The 21235-nt window shown below is 58.7% G+C and carries 20 protein-coding genes and 1 tRNA gene; 19 read left to right on the forward strand and 2 right to left on the reverse strand.

Features of this window, described 5'->3' with window-relative positions; translation table 11 throughout:
* Positions 1-5: 5 nt before the first annotated feature.
* From DXT96_RS03630 to DXT96_RS03705, 16 genes are all read left to right on the forward strand, one after another.
* The gene (locus DXT96_RS03630; RefSeq protein ID WP_153513546.1) at positions 6-545 is read left to right on the forward strand and encodes a ubiquinol-cytochrome C chaperone family protein; all 540 of its coding nucleotides are present in this window, start codon (positions 6-8) and stop codon (positions 543-545) included.
* Positions 546-553: 8 nt separating this feature from the next.
* Positions 554-1117 (forward strand): DUF177 domain-containing protein, encoded by a 564-nt coding sequence (locus DXT96_RS03635; RefSeq protein ID WP_149897868.1) that lies wholly within the window; start codon positions 554-556, stop codon positions 1115-1117.
* 100 nt (positions 1118-1217) lie between these two features.
* Complete coding sequence (gene plsX / locus DXT96_RS03640; RefSeq protein ID WP_149897867.1) at positions 1218-2279, forward strand: phosphate acyltransferase PlsX; 1062 nt, start codon at positions 1218-1220, stop codon at positions 2277-2279.
* 4 nt (positions 2280-2283) lie between these two features.
* Positions 2284-3255 carry a beta-ketoacyl-ACP synthase III gene (locus DXT96_RS03645; protein WP_153513548.1) on the forward strand — a complete coding sequence of 324 codons (972 nt, stop codon included), beginning with the start codon at positions 2284-2286 and terminating at the stop codon, positions 3253-3255.
* A gap of 242 nt (positions 3256-3497) precedes the next feature.
* Positions 3498-3836 carry an integration host factor subunit alpha gene (locus DXT96_RS03650; protein ID WP_003502236.1) on the forward strand — a complete coding sequence of 113 codons (339 nt, stop codon included), beginning with the start codon at positions 3498-3500 and terminating at the stop codon, positions 3834-3836.
* A gap of 267 nt (positions 3837-4103) precedes the next feature.
* Complete coding sequence (locus DXT96_RS03655) at positions 4104-4631, forward strand: MerR family transcriptional regulator (RefSeq protein WP_153513549.1); 528 nt, start codon at positions 4104-4106, stop codon at positions 4629-4631.
* Between the two features lie 186 nt (positions 4632-4817).
* Positions 4818-5546, forward strand: coding sequence for a nuclease (locus tag DXT96_RS03660; protein ID WP_149897864.1), 729 nt, complete (start codon positions 4818-4820; stop codon positions 5544-5546).
* A gap of 138 nt (positions 5547-5684) precedes the next feature.
* Positions 5685-5770, forward strand: a tRNA-Leu gene (locus DXT96_RS03665).
* 162 nt (positions 5771-5932) lie between these two features.
* The gene (locus DXT96_RS03670; protein WP_153513550.1) at positions 5933-8437 is read left to right on the forward strand and encodes a heavy metal translocating P-type ATPase; all 2505 of its coding nucleotides are present in this window, start codon (positions 5933-5935) and stop codon (positions 8435-8437) included.
* Positions 8438-8450: 13 nt separating this feature from the next.
* A complete protein-coding gene (locus DXT96_RS03675; protein ID WP_153514178.1) occupies positions 8451-9473 on the forward strand; it encodes a 2Fe-2S iron-sulfur cluster-binding protein in 1023 nt (340 codons plus the stop codon).
* An 11-nt stretch (positions 9474-9484) separates the two neighbouring features.
* Positions 9485-9973, forward strand: coding sequence for a Cu(I)-responsive transcriptional regulator (gene cueR / locus DXT96_RS03680; protein ID WP_149897863.1), 489 nt, complete (start codon positions 9485-9487; stop codon positions 9971-9973).
* Between the two features lie 69 nt (positions 9974-10042).
* Positions 10043-10987, forward strand: coding sequence for an ABC transporter permease (locus DXT96_RS03685; protein ID WP_149897862.1), 945 nt, complete (start codon positions 10043-10045; stop codon positions 10985-10987).
* Complete coding sequence (locus DXT96_RS03690; protein WP_153513551.1) at positions 10977-11900, forward strand: ABC transporter permease; 924 nt, start codon at positions 10977-10979, stop codon at positions 11898-11900. The genes DXT96_RS03685 and DXT96_RS03690 overlap by 11 nt, the downstream gene beginning before the upstream one ends.
* Before the next feature lie 139 nt (positions 11901-12039).
* Positions 12040-13104, forward strand: a complete 1065-nt coding sequence (locus DXT96_RS03695; RefSeq protein WP_149897860.1) for an ABC transporter ATP-binding protein — start codon at positions 12040-12042, stop codon at positions 13102-13104.
* An 11-nt stretch (positions 13105-13115) separates the two neighbouring features.
* Complete coding sequence (locus tag DXT96_RS03700) at positions 13116-14126, forward strand: ABC transporter ATP-binding protein (RefSeq protein ID WP_153513552.1); 1011 nt, start codon at positions 13116-13118, stop codon at positions 14124-14126.
* A gap of 238 nt (positions 14127-14364) precedes the next feature.
* Positions 14365-15858: an ABC transporter substrate-binding protein gene (locus DXT96_RS03705; RefSeq protein WP_153513553.1), complete on the forward strand. Its 1494-nt coding sequence runs from the start codon at positions 14365-14367 to the stop codon at positions 15856-15858.
* A 445-nt stretch (positions 15859-16303) separates the two neighbouring features.
* On the opposite strand, the gene DXT96_RS03710 is transcribed toward DXT96_RS03705, so the two are convergent.
* Positions 16304-16561 carry a heavy-metal-associated domain-containing protein gene (locus DXT96_RS03710; RefSeq protein ID WP_153513554.1) on the reverse strand — a complete coding sequence of 86 codons (258 nt, stop codon included), beginning with the start codon at positions 16559-16561 and terminating at the stop codon, positions 16304-16306.
* Between the two features lie 95 nt (positions 16562-16656).
* A complete protein-coding gene (locus tag DXT96_RS03715) occupies positions 16657-18114 on the reverse strand; it encodes a TrkH family potassium uptake protein (RefSeq protein ID WP_188355900.1) in 1458 nt (485 codons plus the stop codon).
* Between the two features lie 80 nt (positions 18115-18194).
* Between DXT96_RS03715 and ilvA the strand changes: the two genes are divergently transcribed.
* From ilvA to DXT96_RS03730, 3 genes are all read left to right on the forward strand, one after another.
* Positions 18195-19469 carry a threonine ammonia-lyase gene (gene ilvA, locus DXT96_RS03720; protein ID WP_149897856.1) on the forward strand — a complete coding sequence of 425 codons (1275 nt, stop codon included), beginning with the start codon at positions 18195-18197 and terminating at the stop codon, positions 19467-19469.
* A 74-nt stretch (positions 19470-19543) separates the two neighbouring features.
* Positions 19544-19852, forward strand: a complete 309-nt coding sequence (locus DXT96_RS03725) for an HlyU family transcriptional regulator (protein WP_149897855.1) — start codon at positions 19544-19546, stop codon at positions 19850-19852.
* 117 nt (positions 19853-19969) lie between these two features.
* Complete coding sequence (locus DXT96_RS03730; RefSeq protein WP_153513555.1) at positions 19970-21235, forward strand: diguanylate cyclase; 1266 nt, start codon at positions 19970-19972, stop codon at positions 21233-21235.

The raw sequence follows: 21235 nt of genomic DNA on the forward strand, positions 1-21235 counted from the left end.
AAACGATGATATTCGGGCTGTTCAAGAAGAAAAACAACAATCGCGCCATAGTCGACCGGCAATATGATATCCTGACGGCTGCCGCCCGCACGCCCGGTTTTTATCTCGATCTCGGCGTTCCCGATACCGTGATGGGCCGCTTCGAGATGCTGTCGGTCATCATGATTCTCTATTTCCGCCGCACCAAATCCTCCGGGGTCAGCGGTCAGGAGATCGCGCAGGAGATCGTCGACGCCTTTTTTCAGGATATCGATCACTCCATCCGTGAACTCGGTATCGGCGATCAGGGTGTACCGAAACGCATGAAGAAATTCGCCGGCATGTTCTATGGCCGGCTCGAATCCTATGCAGCGGCGCTGGATGCATCCGACCCCGTTGCCCTTGCCGCAGCGCTCCGGCGCAATATATACCCGCAGGCAGACGAGACGGCGCCGACGCTGGACGGGCTGGCGGGCTGGATGATGGAAGCCTCTTCAGCCCTTTCCGCCGGTTCCGAAGAAACAATAGCAACCGGAAGCCTGACGCTGCCCTTGCCTGGACGATGAGGTTCACCATGAACACGCGACACGCCGCAAATGACGACCTGCCTTTTTCCTATCCCGTAAAGGTAGGCCATATTTCCGCCAATCCCGTCAGGATTGGTCTCGAAGCCAATGCCGAGGAGCTGAAAGCGCTGGCGAAATTCTGGAATGTGGTTTCCGTCGAATATCTGAAGGCGGAATTGCAGGTTACCCGGTGGAAGAAGGATGGCGTGAAGATCAAGGGTGAGGTGCATGCGGCCGTAACCCAGTCCTGTGTCGTGACGCTGGAGCCGGTCATGAGCAAGATCGACGAGACTGTGGAGCATATTTTCGTGCCGGAAGGATCGAAGCTGGCGCGGATGGTCACCAATGAGGAAGGCGAGATCGTACTCGACCCCGATGGCCCTGACATTCCCGACCAGTTCACCGGCGACAGCATCGATGTCGGTGCCGCGGTTGCGGAATTCGCTGCCCTTGCGATCGATCCCTATCCGCGCAAGCCGGAGGCGGAATTTCCAGAAACCGCCGACAATGAGCCGGAAGAAGAAAAGCGCCCGTCGCCTTTCGCCGCGTTAAAAGATTGGAAAAAAGACTGAATGGCCCCGTTGGGCTGAAATAATTTTATTGTAACAAAAGCCGGAAAAGGTATTTTCGCGCAAAATCCGCTTGAGTGGCGGCAAAAAGGATAAGGGACGAGTGATCAGAATTGCAATTGACGTCATGGGTGGCGATTTCGGCCCAGATGTTGCCATACCCGGTGCCGCCAAGGCGCTTGAACGGCACAACGATGTAACTTTTCTGCTCTACGGGCAGAAGAGCAAATGCGAACCCATTCTGGCACAATATCCCGCGCTTCGGGAAAAGTCGGTCTTTCACGATTGTGAAGTCTCGGTCGCCATGGACGAAAAGCCGAGCCAGGCGCTTCGCCGTGGCCGCTACGTCTCCAGCATGTGGCGCGCCATCGAGGCGGTAAAGCTTGGTGAGGCGGATGTCGTGGTCTCTGCCGGCAATACCGGCGCGCTCATGGCCATGGCCAAATTCTGTTTGCGCACCATGGCGCGGGTGGAGCGCCCGGCCATCGCCGGCATCTGGCCGACGCTGAAAGGCGAAAGCATCGTTCTCGACGTGGGTGCGACGATTGGTGCCGATTCCCAGCAATTGCTCGATTTCGCCCTGATGGGCGGCGCCATGGCGCGTGCGCTGTTCGATATCGACCGCCCGACCGTCGGCCTGCTCAATGTCGGCGTCGAAGAGGTCAAGGGTCAGGAAGAAGTGCGTGAGGCCGGGCGTCTGATCCGCGAGGCCGATCTCGGCACCATCGATTATCGCGGTTTCGTTGAAGGCGACGATATCGGCAAGGGTACGGTGGATGTCGTGGTGACCGAAGGTTTCACCGGCAATATCGCGCTCAAGGCCGCCGAAGGCACGGCACGCCAGATCACCACGCTGCTGCGAGAGGCGATCTCCCGCAGCTTCTTTGCCAAGATCGGTTATGTTCTGGCGAAAAGCGCCTTTGATGTGCTCAGGGAAAAGATGGACCCGCGCAAGGTCAATGGCGGCGTGTTTCTCGGCCTGAACGGCATTGTCATCAAGAGCCATGGCGGCACGGATGCCATTGGTTTTGCCTCCGCCGTGGATGTCGGCTACGACATGGTTCACAACGGTCTGACGGCCAAGATAGAAAATGATCTGAAGATTTACCACGCAAGACGACTTCCGCCCCCGGCGCCCGAAGCTCTTGTGGCTGACGAGGAATAAGGGAATGATCCGCTCTATAGTCCGTGGTTTCGGGGCAGCGCTTCCGAAGCGTGTCATGACCAACAGCGAAATTGAAGGGGTCGTCGAGACCACCGACGAATGGATCGTGCAGCGCACGGGCATCCGGCAGCGTTATATCGCCGGTGAAGGCGAAACGACAGCTTCGCTCGGCGAGGCGGCGGCCCGTGCTGCGCTCGACAATGCCGGTCTGACCCCTGATGATATCGACCTCATCATTCTGGCGACGTCGACTCCGGACAACACCTTTCCGGCAACGGCAGTGAATATCCAGAATCGTCTCGGCATGACCCATGGTTTCGCCTTCGACATGCAGGCCGTCTGTTCCGGTTTCGTCTATGCCGTCTCGACCGCCGATCTTTATATTCGCGGTGGCATGGCCAAGCGCGTTCTGGTTATCGGCTCTGAAACGTTCTCGCGCATTCTCGACTGGAAGGACCGCACCACCTGCGTTCTGTTCGGCGATGGCGCAGGCGCTATCGTTCTCGAAGCTGGTGAAGGCGAGGGGACCTCTGACGATCGTGGTATTCTGACCGCGCAACTGCGCTCCGACGGTTCGCACAAGGAAAAGCTCTATGTCGATGGCGGACCCTCCACGACAGGCACCGTCGGCCATCTGCGCATGGAAGGCCGGGAAGTGTTCAAACACGCCGTCGGCATGATCACCGACGTTATCGAGCAGGCTTTCGAAGCGACGGGCACGACGGCGGACGATCTCGACTGGCTCGTGCCGCATCAGGCCAACAAGCGCATCATCGACGGATCGGCGAAGAAGCTCAACATCGATCCTGAAAAAGTGGTCATCACTGTCGATAAACACGGCAATACCTCGGCCGCATCCATTCCGCTGGCGCTGGCCGTTGCGGCCAGTGACGGCCGCATCAAGAAGGGCGATCTGGTCATGCTGGAGGCCATGGGCGGCGGTTTCACCTGGGGTGCGGTGCTGCTGCGCTGGTAACGGCAAATTCATTCTGCGGGGAGGCGCGGACGCGAAATCGGTTGTATTTTTTGTGGCCGGGGCCTCATCCGTCGCACCTGAGCGCCCTGTGGTTGCGGCAAAACCGCGCCGGGCGCCCTAAGCCCTTGCACTGATTGCCGAAAGCTTCAAATGAATCTGGAACAATCCCTTGACCGGTCGCCACAAGGGAAATAATCTCGGCGGCTCCTAGAGAAAAATTCAGACAGGGTTTGCGGGGAAAAATGGCCGGGAAGACAGTGACACGCGCAGATCTTGCAGAATCTGTGTTTCGTAAAGTCGGGCTGTCCCGCACCGAATCCGCCGAGTTGGTCGAGACGATCATCGACGAGATTTGCAACGCGATCACCCGTGGCGAGGTCGTCAAGCTGTCGTCCTTCGCGACATTCCAGATCAGGGAAAAGAACGAGCGTATCGGCCGCAACCCGAAAACGGGTGAGGAAGTTCCGATTTCGCCGCGACGCGTCATGACATTCAAGGCGTCGAATGTGCTGAAGCAGCGTATTCTCAAGGCGCATACGGCCCGCAAGGCCAAGCAAAAGGGCCAGAAGGCCGGGGCGTAAGCTGGCTGCGGCAAGGCATTTTTGCCATATGGCAAGCCCTTTTCCCCATTCTTCTTGTGAACACGCTTGAATTTCAACGTGCAAGCCGTTGAAATCCGGTCGACTCGCATCATAATCAATTTTAATAATTGGTATCTTGCCGTGACAGGCATCGGCGTGAAGATCGGATACGGTTTTCGCGACGGCGCTATGTGCGGCGGGTGAGAAGCGTTCTGTTCAGCACCCGGCTGGATGCATGGCGCTCCAGGTCCGGATGGGAGTGGTAGTTTGGACAAAAGCCCCGACGCGTTTCGGACGATCAGTGAAGTTGCGGATGAGCTGAACCTGCCGCAGCACGTGCTGCGTTTCTGGGAAACACGCTTTCCGCAGATCAAGCCGATGAAACGGGGCGGGGGCCGCCGTTATTACCGCCCGGATGATATCGATCTCCTGAAGGGTATCCGCCATCTTCTCTATGATCATGGCTACACCATCAAGGGCGTGCAGAAGCTTTTGAAAGCCAATGGCAACCGTTTCGTGGCCGCCATTGCCTCGGGTGATCTTGCAACCATGGAAGCCATCATGGCGGCGAGTGGTGAAAAGGAAGTTGCCGAACCACGCGTCATCGATACCGATGGGGACGAGGTCGTCGGCCGTCCGAAGGCCAAGCCGAGCGGTCGTTTCTTCGGCTTCGGCAACAGCGATGCGGAAATATCGGTTGGCAAATCGGGCATCGGCAAGGATGATCAGGCGCTGCTGCAGGAGGCCCTGTTCGATCTGCTCGAATGCAAGCGGCTTCTCGATCAGGTTCGCTGATCGTTTATCCACAGATCTGTTCGAGCAATTCCAGTAAAAGTGTACCCGGTTTTCCGCCCGGAAATGCGCCAAAACAAAGAGTTAGAGCGTTTTCGTGATTCGAGGAAAGCGCAAACGCTCTAAAACGCCAACCTTTCGGAAACTCCTTTGGCCGATAATGCGGCTCCGTAAAGAAGGAGTCCGATCGTGAGCAATCGAAAACCGGCAGCGCGACGCCGCACGGCGAAGAAATCTGGCGGCGGCAGCATTTGGCCCTGGGTCCTGATGCTGGGCCTCGTCGGCGGCGGCATTCAGGCTTACGAACATCGCGACAGCCTTCTGCCGCAGCGCCATGTTGCGAGGGCAACATCCACGACGACGAATTCTCCAAAACTCGCCACGGCTGCAAAACGCGAGGCGGCCGCGCCGGAAAAGGTGGCGAGCATTCGGCCCGCGTCGCCGGTTTCGCCCGGCAACGGACCGGTGCCGCCACGCTCCATCGCCATGCCATCCACGTCATCGCAGAGCAAGGTCGCTGCCATCCTGCCGGAAACCCGCCCCACGGTCGAAAAAATCTCGATCGGCGAAAAGAGCGGTGCTTTTGCCTTTTGTGGCCGCTCCGGGCTTAACAATTGCGTGGCCGACGGCAACACCTTCTGGATGAAGGGTGTGAAAATGCAGCTCGCCGGCATCGAGGTTCCGCAGATTGACCGGGCGCGCTGCATGGAAGAGCGTCAGCGCGGTTTCATTGCCAAGGTCAGGCTTCGCGACATGCTGAATGCCGGTACCTTCGATGTCGCCTCTTCCGCAGGTGCCAGCGGGCAAGCCATGGAACGCAAACGGCTTTCGCGTTCGGGCGTCTCCTTTGCCGATCAGCTCGTGCGCGAAGGGCTGGCACATCCGGCATCTGCAAAAAATCAGTCCTGGTGTGGCTGAGGCCCCGTTGACCGCAACCGCTCTGCCTGTGTAGATGAGGCGCTGTCGGCATTCGGGATCGGAACTGTTTAATCCTGCACCGAATAATGACGAAGCAAGTTGCAGCGCCGGAGCCGGATCGGCAGGCGGCGCGGCAATGCGGACGTGGCGAAATCGGTAGACGCAGCAGACTTAAAATCTGCCGACCATTGGTCTTGCGGGTTCAAGTCCCGCCGTCCGCACCAACTTCCCTTTGATTTATCCCCTATTTCAAGTCCTGAGCCGGCGTAAAACGCCCGTTCACGTGCACGTCATCTCTTCTTGAAAATCATCAAAAAGAACCTATTGACCTTGCCACGATGGGAAGCCCTATCTTTTTCGATATAAAGAAAAGAGGGGTCATACGCATGTCACAAATAGAGGTCCGGGCGAGTCATCAGATTGCGATCGATGGCATGACATGCGCCTCCTGCGTCGGTCGTGTCGAGAAGGCGATTGCTAAAGTGCCGGGGGTTCTCAAGGCCTCGGTCAATCTCGCTACCGAGCGCGCCGATATTGCCTTTTCCGGCCCGCCCGATGTGATGGCTGTCATCGCAGCCGTGCGGAATGCCGGATATGGCGTCGATGAGAAAACCATCGAACTCGATATTGAGGGCATGACCTGCGCCTCCTGCGTCGGACGCGTGGAGAAGGCGCTGAAGGCTGTCGCCGGTGTCTCCGATGCAAGCGTCAATCTGGCGACGGAACGCGCCACCGTCCGCGTTGCCGGCAGTGCCGTCTCTGCCGCCAGACTGGCCGAAGCAATCAGGCAGGCAGGTTATAATGCAAGCGAGATCGCCACGGACAAAGCCAAGGGTGATGAGCCGGACCGGCGCGAAGCCGAATTGCGTGGCCTGAAAATCAGCCTTGCGGTGGCCGTTGCCCTGACGCTGCCGGTTTTCGTGCTGGAGATGGGTTCGCATCTGGTCCCCGCCATCCATGATTTCGTGATGGAAACGGTGGGTATGCAGGAAAGCTGGTATCTGCAATTTGCGCTGACCACGCTGGTTCTTTTCGGACCCGGTCTGCGGTTCTTCAAGAAGGGCATACCCGCACTTCTACGGCTCGCACCAGACATGAATTCGCTGGTGGTGCTGGGCACTGCCGCCGCCTGGGGATTTTCGGTGGTCGCGACTTTCCTGCCGGAAATCCTGCCGCGCGGCACCGCCAATGTCTATTATGAGGCGGCGGCCGTTATCGTCACGCTCATTCTGCTCGGCCGTTTTCTCGAGGCGCGCGCCAAGGGCCGCACCAGCGAGGCGATCAAACGGCTGGTTGGCCTGCAGGCCAAGTCGGCCCGCGTCCTGCGCAATGGCGAAACCATCGATGTGCCGTTACAGGATGTACAGACTGGTGATGTGATTGTCGTTCGTCCGGGCGAAAAGGTGCCCGTCGATGGCCTGGTGCTCGATGGCTCCTCTTACGTCGATGAATCGATGATAACAGGTGAACCGATCCCGGTGACGAAAACCGCGGGTTCCGAGGTCGTCGGCGGCACGGTCAACCGCAATGGCTCCTTCACCTTCCGCGCCACCAAGGTGGGCGCCGATACGCTGATCGCGCAGATCATCCGCATGGTCGAGGAAGCGCAGGCCGACAAGCTGCCCATTCAGGCGCTGGTGGACAAGGTGACCAACTGGTTCGTGCCAGCCGTGATGCTGGCGGCGCTCGCCACCTTCATCGTCTGGTTCGTGTTCGGGCCGGACCCGGCTTTGACCTTCGCGCTTGTCAACGCTGTTGCAGTCCTCATCATCGCCTGTCCCTGCGCCATGGGCCTTGCCACGCCCACCTCTATCATGGTCGGCACCGGCCGCGCCGCCGAGATGGGTGTGCTGTTCAGGCGCGGCGACGCGCTCCAGACGCTGCGCGATGCCGATGTTATCGCCGTCGACAAGACTGGTACGCTGACGCTCGGCAAGCCGACACTGGTGCATTTCACCACGACTGAGGGGTTCGACGCGGATGAAGTGCTGCGCCTCGTTGCCTCGCTTGAGAGCCGTTCCGAACATCCGATCGCCGAGGCAATCATTGAGGCTGCGAAACATGGCGGCCTGACGCTTGCCGATGCGGAGGGCTTCGAGGCCACCCCCGGTTTCGGCGTGGCGGCGATAGTCGATGGCCGTAAGGTCGAAGCGGGCGCGGACCGCTTCATGACGAGGCTCGGTTACGATGTTTCCATGTTCGCCGGCGATGCCGAGCGGCTGGGCAGGGAAGGGCAGTCACCGCTTTATGCCGCCGTTGATGGCAGGTTGGCCGTGATCATTGCCGTTGCCGATCCGGTAAAGCCGTCGACGCCGGAAGCAATTGCGGCGCTGCATGCGCTGGGTCTCAAAGTCACGATGATCACGGGCGATAACCGCCGCACGGCGGAAGCCATCGCTCGCCGCCTTGGCATCGATGAGGTGGTGGCGGAAGTGCTGCCCGATGGCAAGGTCGAGGCCGTGAAAAGACTTGCGGCCGGCGGCCGGCGCGTCGCCTTTGTCGGCGATGGCATCAACGATGCGCCGGCGCTTGCGGCAGCCGATGTCGGCCTTGCCATCGGCACGGGCACGGATGTCGCCATCGAAAGCGCCGATGTGGTGTTGATGTCCGGCGATCTGCGCGGTGTTGCCAATGCGATTGCGCTTTCCAAGGCGACGATCCGCAATATCGGTCAGAATCTGTTCTGGGCCTTTGCCTATAATGCAGCACTCGTTCCCGTGGCGGCCGGAATATTGTATCCTGTCAACGGCGTTCTGCTGTCGCCTGTCCTTGCCGCCGGAGCCATGGCGCTTTCCAGCGTATTTGTCCTGACAAATGCGCTGCGCCTGAAAAGCTTCCGTGCCCCGCTGGTGGACAAAGCGGCTGACATGCAGCTCGCAGCGGCCGAATAGGAGGGCGGATATGATGACGCCTGGCAACACAATCTATCTGCCGCAGATCGGACGCAGCATCATGGCGGCGCAGGGCGAGACCGTGCTTCAGGCCGCGCTGGCGGCAGGCATCACCTATCCGCACGGCTGTCGCATGGGCCGCTGCGGCGCCTGCAAGTCGCATCTCGTCTCCGGCGAGATCGATCTCCTCAAGCACACGCCCTTTTCATTGACCGAAGAGGAAAAGGCGGAAGGCCTGACGCTCGCCTGCCGCGCCGTGCCGCTGAGCGACGTGACGATCGGTTGGCTCAACGGTGAGGACGAATTCGCTGATATTCCGACTGGCCGCTTTGAGGGCGTAGTGGCGGAAGCCGTGGATGCGACACATGATATCAAGCTCATCCGCATCAGGCTCGACGATCGCGCGCAGTTTACCTTCAAACCCGGTCAATATGTGCGCCTGCTTTACCCGGACTGTTCGCCGCGCGACTACTCCATCGCCAGCCGGGTCGACGAGGAGTTGATAGAATTCCACATCCGGCATGTGCCGGGTGGGCTGACAAGCGGCCATATCTTCGCGCAGGCCAAGGCGGGTGATCCTGTCACGTTGGTGGGGCCTTTCGGGTCGTCATTCCTGCGGGAAAAACATTGCGGGCCGATCCTTGGCATTGCCGGTGGCTCGGGTCTGGCACCAGTCAAGGCGGTTGTCGAGGCTGCTCTTACAACGGGGCAAATCACGGGCCGGGACCGTCCTATCCATGTCTATTTCGGCGCCCGCGCCCTGCGCGACCTTTATATGGTCGATCATTTCGAGGCGCTTACCGCGCGGCACGACAATCTGAGCTTCGTTCCGGTTCTCTCCAATGAGCCACATGCGCAGATGCGGTGCGGTTATGTCGGCAATGCGGTGGCAGATGATTTCGACGATCTTGATGGTTGGAAGGCCTATCTTGCAGGACCGCCGGCGATGATCGAGGCGACCGTACCGCAACTGGTGGCGCGGGGTATGCGCACCGCCGACATTCATGCAGACGTGTTTTTCACCCCGGACAGATAGGAGCAGGATCCATGAATATCGGCACAGCCGCCACCGCCTCAGGTGTTTCTGCAAAAATGATCCGCCACTACGAGATGATCGGCCTGATCAAATCGGCAAACCGCACGGATGCCGGATATAGGGTCTATACGGCCAATGATCTGGAAACGCTGCGCTTCATCAGGCGCGGACGCGACCTCGGTTTTTCCATAGAAAAGATCAGGCAGCTGATGATGCTGTGGCGTGATCCGGGTGGTGCGTCCTGCGATGTCAAACGCATTGTCATGGAACATGTCGTGGATCTGGAAGCGAAGATGCATTCGCTCCGCGACATGGCCGACACGCTTCGAAATCTCGCAACCTATTGCCCGGACAATGGCGAGCCGGATTGCCCGATCATTCAGGATCTGGCGCAATCCGAAGATCCCGATTTTGTTCCGGTGGCGGTTGTGCCCAAGCGCTCCGGAATGCTGAAGGGCACCTCCGGCGTGGCGACGGAATTATCACGTCTCATGAAATAAACAGCGGTTCCCATCGGGAACTGATCGTCGATTGCAGCAAATGCCAATTGTAGTGAAGGAAACCGGGCCATGTGGATACAGATATTGCAACGCTTCCTTATTCTGTGCCTGATGCTGACGATCGTTTCCGTCATCGCATTTCTTTTGCCCTATATGGCGGGTGGCGATCCGGCCCGCACCATCCTGTTTTCCCGCATGCGCGATACCGCGCTCGATCCGCATGCGGTCGAGGCGCTGCGGGTAAGCCTCGGGCTCGACCGGCCGCTCTATGTGCAATATTTCGCATGGCTGTCGAGCGCGCTGCGTGGCGATCTGGGCTTTTCCTTCACCAGCAGCCAGCCCGTGGCCGGCGAGCTTTTGCGCTCCCTCGGCGTGTCGGTAACGCTGGCGCTGACGGCGCTCGCAATAGCGGTCGCCGTTGCCCTGCCGCTCGGCACGCTGGCGGCGATGCGCCCGGGTGGGCGGCTCGACAATTTCGCGACACTGATGATCCAGACCTTCGTTGCGACGCCGGAATATTGGTTCGCGCCGATGTCGGCGCTGGTGTTTGCGCTCTATCTCGGCTGGTTGCCGTCGGCGGGATGGGACAGCTGGCGTTCGCTGGTGCTTCCCGCCTTGACCCTGACGCTGCGCCCGCTCGCTTATTTTACGCAGGTGACACGTGCGGCGATGGCCGAGGTTCTGCGTGCACCCTATATCACAGCCGCCCGCAGCCGGGGTCTCGGCATGCATAGCACGGTCCTGCGGCACGGTGTCCGCAACGGCTCGCTGCCGGTCGTCACCTTCTTTGCATTGTGGCTCGCGGGCCTGCTTGGCGGATCGGTGGTCGTGGAAGTCATCTTCGCCATCCCAGGTATGGGTCGGCTTCTCTATGACGCCGTGGTCAATCGCGACATCCCGATGCTGCAGGGTGGTTTCATCTGCATCGTCGCCCTGTCCATCCTGATCAATACCCTGGCCGACGGCTTTTATGTCCTGATCAATCCAGCAATGCGAGGTCACAATGACCATTAGCCACTTCCCGAGCGCGCCGGTAGCCGCCTTGCCCCTGACCAATACGCCCATGACCGCTACCCCTAAGCGCCCGTCGACATTCAGCCGGTTCACGGACTTCATCAGCCGGCGGCATTGGACCTTCTATGCGGGATCGGCGATCTTTCTCGTCATCATCCTGCTGCTGGTCATCGCGCCATGGATATCGCCCTATAATCCCGCACAGCAGAACCTTCGCCTGCGGCTGAATGCGCCAAGCGCCACCTACTGGCTGGGAACCGACCATTTGGGCCGCGACGTGCTCAGCCGATTGCTGATCGGCGGCCGTTTCACGGTCACGATTGCCGCCATCACCGTCATTCTGTCGGTCGGTATCGGAACCTTCGTCGGCATCATCAGCGGCCGCAGCCGCGGTATCCTCGACGAAATCCTGATGCGCGTTGTCGACCTGCTCATCGCCATACCGGACGTCGTGATCGCCATCTTCCTCGTCGCTATCTTCGGGCCGGGATACGGAACCCTAATCGCGTCGCTGACGATTGTCGGCTGGACACCATTTGCGCGGCTGGCGCGCGGACTGACGCTGTCGATCAATTCCCGCGAATATATCCGCGCGGCGGAAGTGCTTGGCTGCACAAGGCGCTTCATCATCTTCCGGCATATTATTCCGAACACGATCTGGCCGATTGCGGCCGTGGCGTTCCTGCGTTTCGGCCACAAGTTGATCACGGTGGGCGGCTTGTCGTTTCTGGGTCTCGGCGTGCAGCCGCCGGCCGCCGACTGGGCACTGATGCTGGCCGATGCGCAGGCCTATGCGGAACGCATGCCCGTTCTGGTCATCGCACCCGGCCTGGCGATCTTTCTGGCAGCGCTCAGTGTGACGTGGATCGGCCATGGGCTGAACCTGGAGACAAAAAAACAGAACGGTCATTGACGCCTGTCAACAGACAGCGACCGGTTTGACGATCGTCAAACATTGCAGACGCAAAGGAACTGGAAGGAGAGTAATATCGTCTGAAGCCGCATGAAAATACGCAAATGCCTCCGATTCAATAAAAATAAGGGGAACTCTTATGAATATCGAAGGACACACGCATGCCGATACGGCGATATCCCCGGAGCTGACACCGCTTCTGGAGATCGAGGATCTGCACGTTTCGGTGCCGACCGACAATGGCCGGAAATTCATTATCTCTGGCCTGACGCTATCAGTCAAAGCCGGGGAGGTCGTTGCACTTGTCGGCGAATCCGGGTCCGGCAAGAGCATGACGGCGCTGTCGCTGATGCGGCTGTTGCCACACGGCGTGGAAATCACCTCCGGCCGCATTACCTTTGCCGGGCGGGATATTCTTGCTCTTTCATCCTCGCAACTCGATGCGCTGCGCGGCGCCGAAATCGGCATGTTGTTCCAGCAGCCGCAGGCCATGCTTGATCCGACCAGCCGGGTGAAGACGCAGGTTGCCGAGCCGCTGTGGGTCCATCGCAAGATGAGCCGCAGTGCTGCGCTCAACCGGGTCGTCGGCATGTTATCCGACGTCGGAATTCCGGACCCATCGGCGCGGGCGCAATGTTTCGCGCATGAGCTTTCCGGCGGCATGGCGCAGCGTGTCATGATTGCCGCGGCACTGTCAGGCAATCCGCAGCTGCTGATCGCCGATGAACCGACGACGGCGCTCGATGTCACCGTTCAGGCACAGATATTGCGCCTGCTGGATGACGAACGCCGCAAGCGGCAACTGGCCACGCTGCTCATTACCCACGACCTGTCGGTGGTTGCCGCTTTCGCGGACAGGATTGCGGTGATGTATGCCGGCCGCATTGTCGAGGAGGGGCCGACACAGGCAATCCTCAAGGCGCCGCAGCATCCCTATACCAAGGCGCTGATCAGCTGCTCGCTTCTGACCACTGACAGCGAGGGACAGTTGCTGACGATCCCCGGATCGAGTTCGCAGGCGCATGATATGTCCTGCGGCTGCCGGTTCCATCCACGCTGCGCGCTTGCCAAATCGGCCGGCATGGGCAGCCGGTGCATGGCGTCGGAACCGGATCTGAATGCCCTGCCGGAAGGGCGCAAGGCGCGGTGTTGGGCGGTCGGCGACGAGCATGCCGATAGTCATACAAATCACGCGATCTGCTGAAGGAGGGGACAATGCAATTGACAGCTGTAAAACAGACCCCGCCATCACCTGATAACAAAAGCCACCCCTACGTCGTCGCCAGGAACCTCTGCAAATATTATCCGATCTCCGGCCTCGGTCACCGGGTGGTGAAATCCGTCGACGATGTGTCCCTGACCATTGGTGAGGGTGAAGTGCTCGGCCTCGTCGGAGAGTCCGGATGCGGCAAAAGCACCGTCGCCGGACTGATTACCCGGTTGACCCACGCGACGAAAGGCGAGGTCAGCATCGGCGAACACGATATTCTGCACATGCAGGGCGAAACGCTGCGGCGCATGCGCCGGACCGTGCAGCTGGTGTTTCAGGATCCCTATTCCGCTCTCGATCCGCGCATGCGCATCGGGCAAAGCATGGAAGCGCCGCTGGCCCAGCACGGCGTTGGCACACGGGAAGAGCGCACAGCACGTGTGTTCAGGATGCTGGAGGAAGTCGGTCTCGATGCTTCCTTTTTCGATCGCTATCCGAGCCAGTGTTCCGGCGGGCAGTTGCAGCGCGTCGTCATCGGGCGCGCGCTTCTGCTCAATCCAAGCTTCCTTGTCTGCGACGAACCGACCTCAGCGCTTGATGCTTCCATGCGCACGCAGATACTTAACTTGCTGATGGACATGAAACGCCGCCATGGTTTGACGGTTCTGATGATTTCCCATGACCTGCGCGTGGTGCGTTATCTCTGTGATCGTATCGCCGTGATGTATCTCGGGCGGATTGTTGAAATCGCCGATCGGGAAGAGCTTTTTCGTGCGCCGAAACATCCCTACACCAAGGCTTTGATCGCTTCGTCGATGCTGGATGAAACCGGCCTTTATGCGCCGGAAATGCTGCTGGACGGCGATTTGCCGAGCCCGCTCAATCCTCCGAGCGGCTGCAAATTTCACACCCGCTGTAAATATGCGACGCCGATATGCAGCGAAAAAGAGCCGGTGCTGGAGGGTGTTGCGGGAGAGCATTTCGCGCGTTGCCACCATTGGCGGGAATGGGGTTGAGCCATAAAGCAGTTGCGGTTTTGTGCTTTGGTAAAAACAGATGAATCGTGTGTCTGAGGCTGAATATCGGAATTAAATTCCGAGTATAGAGCAATAAAATAAATGATATTCAGATGGATATTCGATGAGTATCCACTGGATATTCTTTTGTCTTTTGACTTGAGGAAATTTAATCGGGAATTTCATGAAAATAAATGAATTGTGAGCGTTATCATCAAAAATAAAAGGGGAATATTCTATGATGAAGCACGCACTTTTGGCGACATGCGCCATCGTGACCTCGTTCGGAGCCGACGCGGCAAAGGCCGGCACGATTACCTATGACGATAATTTCGGGGTGAAGACCGGCTGGCAGATGGCGTCCGACGATGCTTATCTCGGCTCCCGCGCGGGTTGTTTCGAAAGCCTGGTACGTGTCGGTTACGACATGAAACTGGAGCCAAGTCTGGCTGAATCCTGGACACAGACCGGCCCTAAGGTATGGGAATTCAAACTACGCAAGAGCGTCAAATTCCAGAATGGCGAAGCGCTCGATGCCAAGGCCGCGGCTAATGCGCTAACCAATCTTTTGCAGGCCCCGGTTCCGGCCCGCGCCTTTTCACCCAAGCTGATCGCTGCCGTCGAAGCAGGCGGTGATGATACCGTGAAGATAACGACGCTCGAGCCATCGGTGCTGCTTCCGGCGCAGATGGCGAGCCCCGCAACCTCCATTCTCGCACCATCAGCCTATAAGGACGGCAAGGTCGATCCAGTGGGAACCTGTACCGGACCTTTCAAGATCACGGAGGTCGATCCCAGCCAGCATATGATGCTGACGGCCAATCATGATTATTGGGGCGGTATGCCGAAGCTTTCGGGCGGCCGTGTGAATTTCGTGCCCGATGCCGATACCCGCGCCACCCAGGCAAGAACCGGGGAAGCACAGATTTCGCGCCTCGTTCCGCCATGGACCGTCAAGACCATCGAATCAACCGACGGCGTCAAGGTCGCGCCCATCCCATCGCCCCGCATCACGGAGCTGTTGTTGAACAACTCCAGGCCGCCTTTCGACAATCTCAAAGTGCGGCAGGCGATCCAGGCCGCCATCGATACGGGCGGCATCGCCGACAGCATCTATGAAGGTGCGGTCAAGGGCGCGGCCATGCCGTTCGCAGCGGGTGAGCCATGGGCTGCAAAGGAGGCCAAGCCTGCCTATGACGTGGAAAAAGCCAAGGATCTGCTGAAGGAAGCGGGCATTGCACCCGGCAGCCTGAAGGTGACGCTGCTTGCCTATACGGCAAAAACGGAACTGAAAGATGTCGCGGCGATCATTCAGGCGCAGTTGCAGGAACTCGGCATCAAGGTTGATGTTCGCGTTGCCGACTACAGCGCAATTGAGCCTGATCTTCTGGCCGGCAAGTTCGATATGGCACTGCTGTCGCGCGGTTATGCCACCGATGTTGCCGAACCCGCCGGATTCCTCAATGCCGACTATACCTGCGGCGGCAGCTATAATATCTCGCATTATTGCAATGAGGCGACCGACAAGCTGATCAAATCCGCTTATGCGACGGCCGAACCCGCCAAGCGTTACGCCATTTACAGCGAAGCGGCGAAGAAGATTTACGACGAAGCCGTCTCCGTCTTCCTCATCCATGAGACGGTGTTCGACGCCTATTCCGCCAAGCTTGAGAATTACAAGCCCCATCCGCTCAACTACTTTGTCATGACCAAGGATCTGGCGACGAAGTGAGCTGGCGTGATATTGCCGAAAAATACAGACCCGGTTCGCAAGAGCCGGGTCTTTGTGATGGTAGGGACGCAGGATTTTCTCCGTCATGTCGGCCTTGAGCCGGCATCCAGCCACGGCGCGTCTGCGCTGTGAGAAATGAGTCTCTCGCGATCAAGGACTTGATGGCGCTGGCCCCGGTTTTCGTCCGGGTTGACGGCATGCGTATATGCGATTGTTAGCGTCAAATGCGGTACGACTGACGCGCGGTGCCTGAAAACACGAATTTCAAAATTCGGGAAAACCTCCACCGTCATCCCTGATCAAAAAGGGAGAGGGCATCCGCCGTCTGGGGGAGGTAGGAAGAACGAACGTTCAAGTCGTCCGATGGCCGTCACGCAAATTCGACGTGAAGCGGGTAGGGCGATCCGGCGGCGGCATGGATAAAGCGCCGCCGGTGTTCTTCAGTTCAGGCGCGTGCTTCCGGCGTATAGCCAGCAGCCGTGATGATTTCGGCAATCTGTGCCGCGTCGGAGACGCCGCCGACCACAACGGTGCGGCTTGCGGGATCGGCATGCACGGCAGCACCGGGAACGGTCTTTTCGATCGCGCCCTTGATAACACCGGCGCAGTGACCACAGGTCATGTCTTCAACGTGAAAGGAAAGGTCTGCGCCGACAGGGGCAGCAGTGGTGGTTTCGTGGTGGTGCTGATGGCCATTGCACATAGGCGGTTCTCCATGGTTTGGAATTCTAACAGGGAGAGCCTGGACTATTCCAACGTGGGAAGGTCAAGCGCTTTATTTGCGCTAATGCAGCGATCTCAGCTCTTCCAGAAAATCGGCATCAGCAGCACCAGAACCGTCAGGATTTCCAGACGTCCGAGCAGCATCATCACCGACAGCAGATAAAGCGCCGGATCGCTGATCGTGGAGAAATTGCCGACAGGCCCGATGATCGGGCCGATGCCAGGGCCGACATTGGCAAGCGCCGTTGCAACACCCGAAGTGGCGGTCAGGAAATCATAACCCATCATGCTCATGGCGAGGCTGCCGGCAATCCACAGCGCAATGAAACAACTGACGAAAAGGAAGATCGTTCTGATTGTGTCGGGATCGACCACCTGCTGACCGTAACGCACGGAATAGACGGCGTTTGGATAAATCAGCTTTTTCAGCCCGGCCCGCACGACGTTAAACATGATGAGGAAGCGATAGGCCTTGATGCCACCGGCCGTCGAGCCGGAACAGCCGCCCATGAAAGTGGCAAAAAAGGCGACGACGACGACGAATGGCCCCCAGAGCGTGTAATCGTCGCTCGCAAAACCGCCGGTCGACAGGATCGACGTCATGTTGAAGAAGGAATGGCTGAGCGCATCATTCAGCGGCACGCCGTTTCTAAGGTGGTGATAAACCCCGACCGCAATCGAAATCGCGCAGAGATAACCGAGAAAGACGGCGATCTGCGGATCGCGCAGCGTTTCCAGCCGGCGGCGCACGGCAAGCAGGATCATCACCGAGAAGGGCAGGCTGCCGAAGATCAGGAAGATGGTGGCGATCCACAACAGCGCCGTATTGTCGAAATAGGCGAAAGAGGCGTCATGGGTGGAAAAACCGCCGGTCGCGACGGTCGACATGGCATGGTTCAGCGCATCGAAATGCGACATGCCGGCAAAATCATAAGCGATGGTGCAGGCCAGCGTCATGAGAATGTAGATCGCTACGAAAGCGCGGGTAAAGCTCGCCAGTCGCGCAAACGGTCGGTCGTTGCCGGTATCGGAAGATTCCATGCGGAAGAAGGTCATGCCGCCGACGCGCAGCAGCGGCAGAATAAACAGGCCAAGCGCGACGATACCGATACCGCCAAGCCAGCAAAGCAGCGACCGCCAGAGCAGGATGCCCTGCGGCGCGTTGTCCAGCCCTGAAATGACGGTTGATCCCGTCGTCGTAATGGCGGAGACGGATTCGAACAGGGCCTGACCGAGCGTCAGATCAAGCTCGGACAGATAAAGCGGCACGGCGCCGACAATCGAAAACACCAGCCACAGGATATTGACCAGGAGAAAACCGAAACGTTTGTTGAAGGCGGCAATCGGTCCGCGCGTCGCAAGCGCACAGGCAAGCGCAAACCCGCCGCACATGAAACCGGAAAGCGCAAAGACCGTCCAGTCGTCATTGCCGTAATAAAGGTCGGTCAGCGCGGGAAGGAACATGGCCGTCGCCATGTAAAGCCCGAAGATGGACGAAACATATATGACCGAGCGCAGAAGGTTGCTGTTCAAGAGATGAAACCCAGAGTTCGTTGCCGCGCTGAAATGAGTCTTTGTCTCCGACGCCTTCCTATGGCATAGCGGGTGCCATTATGAATTTCAATGGATTGACTATCGTGGACAAGCAGCTTGTGGAAGCAGCGCGGCGGGAAGTGCGGGAAATATTCCCGGAAACGCCGTTGCAGTTGAATGAACATCTCAGCCGCCGGTATGGCGCATCGATTTGGCTGAAGCGTGAAGATCTGTCCCCGGTCCGTTCCTACAAGATTAGAGGCGCATTCAACTTTCTCCGCAAGGCCGTGGCCAAGGCCGGCAAGGACAAGGTTTTCGTTTGCGCCTCGGCCGGCAACCACGCCCAGGGCTTTGCTTTCGCCTGCCGCCATTTCGGCGTTCACGGGGTCGTTTTCATGCCGGTGACGACACCGCAGCAGAAGATCGACAAGACCCGCATCTTCGGCGGCGAATTCATCAAGATCCGTCTGGTAGGCGATATCTTCGACCAGTGTTACGCCGCTGCCCGCGCATACGTCGAGGAGAGCGCCGGCTACATGGTGCCGCCGTTTGACCATGAGGACATCATCGAAGGCCAGGCGACGGTTGCCGCCGAAATCATCGATCAGCTTCCCGAAGGCACGAAGCCTGATATCGTCGTCATGCCCGTCGGCGGCGGCGGTCTGTCTGCGGGCCTCACGGGTTTTCTCGCCGGCACGGTTCAGAAGGACAATTTCGTGTTCTGCGAGCCGGAGGGCGCGCCGAGCCTGAAAAGAAGCCTCGAACGCGGCGAGCCGGTGACGCTCAACAAGATCGACAATTTCGTCGATGGTGCCGCCGTTGCCCGCATTGGTGATCTGAACTTCACGGCGCTGAAGAATTTTCCGGCAGAGCAGGTTTCGCTCATTCCCGAAAACGCCATTTGCGTAACGATCATCGAGATGCTGAACCTTGAGGGCGTGGTGCTGGAACCGGCGGGCGCGATGGGCATTGCGGCGCTGGAGAAACTCGGCCGCGAGAAGTTGCAGGGCAAGACAGTTATTGTCGTTGTTTCCGGTGGCAATTTCGATTTCGAACGTCTGCCGGACGTGAAAGAGCGCGCCATGCGTTACACTGGCGTGAAGAAGTACTTCATTCTGCGCCTGCCGCAGCGCCCCGGCGCTTTGCGCGATTTCCTCAACCTGCTCGGCCCGGATGACGATATCGCCCGTTTCGAATATCTGAAGAAATCGGCCCGCAATTTCGGCTCGATCCTGATTGGTATCGAAACCAATGCGCAGGAAAACTTCGCAGGGCTTCTGGAGCGCTTCGAGGCCGCAGGCCTTGGTTATGAGGATATTACCGAAAACGACATACTGTCGAACCTGATCATCTGATCGGGGAAGAATGACAGGGAGGGGCGGGGCATATCCGCCCTTCGAATGCGATACAGATCAGGGAGTGAAAAGCCATGGCATCGTTTTTTTCCAAAATCCTTTCGGCCTTCGGCTCCGGCCAGCCGTCCGACGCGCCGCAAAAGACGGTGCAAGCGGAGCCGCATGCACATGGCGACTATCTGATCTACGCGACGCCGATGAAGGAGGGCGGCCAGTTTCGTCTGGCCGGCCGTATCGAGAAAAAGGTCGGCGATGAAGTGCTGGTGCATGAATTCGTGCGTGCCGACGTCTTCAGCAGCATGGACGATGCGGTGGAGTTTACGATCCGCAAGGCGAAACTGATTATCGACCAGAACGGCGCGTCGCTTTTCCCAGGAAAATGATGACGTTTTCTTACTCTCTAAATTAAGATTCCGTTGGTTGCTTGGGCCTATCGTCCTTGAAGGGCATGGAGTCGCGCCGATAGACCGGCGTGATGTGGATCGATAGGGCGTGTGCCGATGCAATGGGCAAATCTGGCCCTCTTCCTGACGGAGGCCATCGTCTATTTTTCGGTAATGACGGCATTCCTTCATTACCGACATATTCTCGGCATCGGTGTTTTTCTCACCGCGCTGGGTGTTATGCATTTTCTGGAAACCTATCTGGCCGCCGTCTTTTACGTCGGCCTGCCTTTTGGCGTGGCGTCGCCGGGCTCCTCCATCCTGTTTGCCGGCAAGCTGATGATGATCCTGATGCTCTATATGCGCGAGGATGCGGCCGTTGTCCGCCAGCCGATCTACGGCCTGTTTCTCGGCAATATATTGACCGTCATCATGGCGCAGATCGTCCGGTTTCATCAGACGGTGGCGATCGTCCCCGGACAGTCGGTCGATACCGGTTTTCTCGATGAGATGGGCGTGCTGATGGTCTGGGGCACCAGCATTCTTTATGTCGATGCCATCGCCATCATCCTGCTTTACGAAAAGCTGGGGCGGTATTTCCAGCGCCATATCGTGCTGCGCTTCGCGATCTGTGGTGTCGTCATTTTAAGCTTCGATCAGGCGGCTTTTTACGGGGCATTGCGATATTTGTTCGATGCGCCGGTCGGTGTGTTTTACGATGGCTGGAAGGCGAAGATGGTCGCGGTCGGCATCTATTCGGTCTTGTTCGCCCTTTATCTCAACCTGGCATCGACCAAAGGCCGCTTTCTGACACGCCGCAGCGTCGCCGATGTCTTCAACGATCTCACGTTCAGGGAGCGTTACGAGGAGCTTCTGTCCCGCTCGGGGCGCGACATGCTGACCGGCGTGTCGGACCGCGCCCGCATGGAACTCGATGCGCCCTCGGTCGTCGTGGAATGCCTGGAGAAACAGCGGCCGGTCAGCGTGCTGATCGTCGATATCGATCATTTCAAGACCGTCAACGATACCTTCGGCCATCTGCAGGGCGATGAAATATTACGGGAATTCGCCGCCGTGCTGAAACGCAGCGTACAGCCGCATGGACATCTATACCGCTTCGGCGGCGAGGAATTCGTGGCGCTCCTGCCGGCAATGGCCCATGAGGCCGCACTTGCCTTCTCGGCAGGTATCCGGGTGGCGATCCTGGCTGATCTGCGCCGCCCCGATGGTTCGCCGCTGACGGTCAGTATCGGCGTCGCTACGGCCTTCGAGGACGGGCAGCTTTTCCGCGCACTTCTATCGGAGGCCGATGCGCGGCTATATGCGGCAAAAAATAACGGCCGGGATCAGGTCCACGGCCGTTTTGGAATGTGGGTCGGCTGA

Source organism: Agrobacterium sp. ICMP 6402 (assembly GCF_009498615.1).
In the GTDB taxonomy this organism is placed as follows: Bacteria; Pseudomonadota; Alphaproteobacteria; order Rhizobiales; family Rhizobiaceae; genus Agrobacterium; species Agrobacterium burrii.

What these genes read in the sequence shown, in the direction of transcription:
- cueR (WP_149897863.1), top strand. Translation starts at nt 9,485, where the DNA reads ATGAATATCGGCACAGCCGCCACCGCCTCAGGTGTTTCTGCAAAAATG.
- DXT96_RS03635 (WP_149897868.1), top strand. Translation starts at nt 554, where the DNA reads ATGAACACGCGACACGCCGCAAATGACGACCTGCCTTTTTCCTATCCC.
- ilvA (WP_149897856.1), top strand. Translation starts at nt 18,195, where the DNA reads ATGAATTTCAATGGATTGACTATCGTGGACAAGCAGCTTGTGGAAGCA.
- DXT96_RS03685 (WP_149897862.1), top strand. Translation starts at nt 10,043, where the DNA reads ATGTGGATACAGATATTGCAACGCTTCCTTATTCTGTGCCTGATGCTG.
- DXT96_RS03690 (WP_153513551.1), top strand. Translation starts at nt 10,977, where the DNA reads ATGACCATTAGCCACTTCCCGAGCGCGCCGGTAGCCGCCTTGCCCCTG.
- DXT96_RS03675 (WP_153514178.1), top strand. Translation starts at nt 8,451, where the DNA reads ATGACGCCTGGCAACACAATCTATCTGCCGCAGATCGGACGCAGCATC.
- DXT96_RS03670 (WP_153513550.1), top strand. Translation starts at nt 5,933, where the DNA reads ATGTCACAAATAGAGGTCCGGGCGAGTCATCAGATTGCGATCGATGGC.
- DXT96_RS03700 (WP_153513552.1), top strand. Translation starts at nt 13,116, where the DNA reads ATGCAATTGACAGCTGTAAAACAGACCCCGCCATCACCTGATAACAAA.
- DXT96_RS03710 (WP_153513554.1), bottom strand. Translation starts at nt 16,561, where the DNA reads ATGTGCAATGGCCATCAGCACCACCACGAAACCACCACTGCTGCCCCT.
- DXT96_RS03645 (WP_153513548.1), top strand. Translation starts at nt 2,284, where the DNA reads ATGATCCGCTCTATAGTCCGTGGTTTCGGGGCAGCGCTTCCGAAGCGT.
- DXT96_RS03650 (WP_003502236.1), top strand. Translation starts at nt 3,498, where the DNA reads ATGGCCGGGAAGACAGTGACACGCGCAGATCTTGCAGAATCTGTGTTT.
- DXT96_RS03730 (WP_153513555.1), top strand. Translation starts at nt 19,970, where the DNA reads ATGCAATGGGCAAATCTGGCCCTCTTCCTGACGGAGGCCATCGTCTAT.
- DXT96_RS03695 (WP_149897860.1), top strand. Translation starts at nt 12,040, where the DNA reads ATGAATATCGAAGGACACACGCATGCCGATACGGCGATATCCCCGGAG.
- DXT96_RS03705 (WP_153513553.1), top strand. Translation starts at nt 14,365, where the DNA reads ATGATGAAGCACGCACTTTTGGCGACATGCGCCATCGTGACCTCGTTC.
- DXT96_RS03630 (WP_153513546.1), top strand. Translation starts at nt 6, where the DNA reads ATGATATTCGGGCTGTTCAAGAAGAAAAACAACAATCGCGCCATAGTC.
- DXT96_RS03725 (WP_149897855.1), top strand. Translation starts at nt 19,544, where the DNA reads ATGGCATCGTTTTTTTCCAAAATCCTTTCGGCCTTCGGCTCCGGCCAG.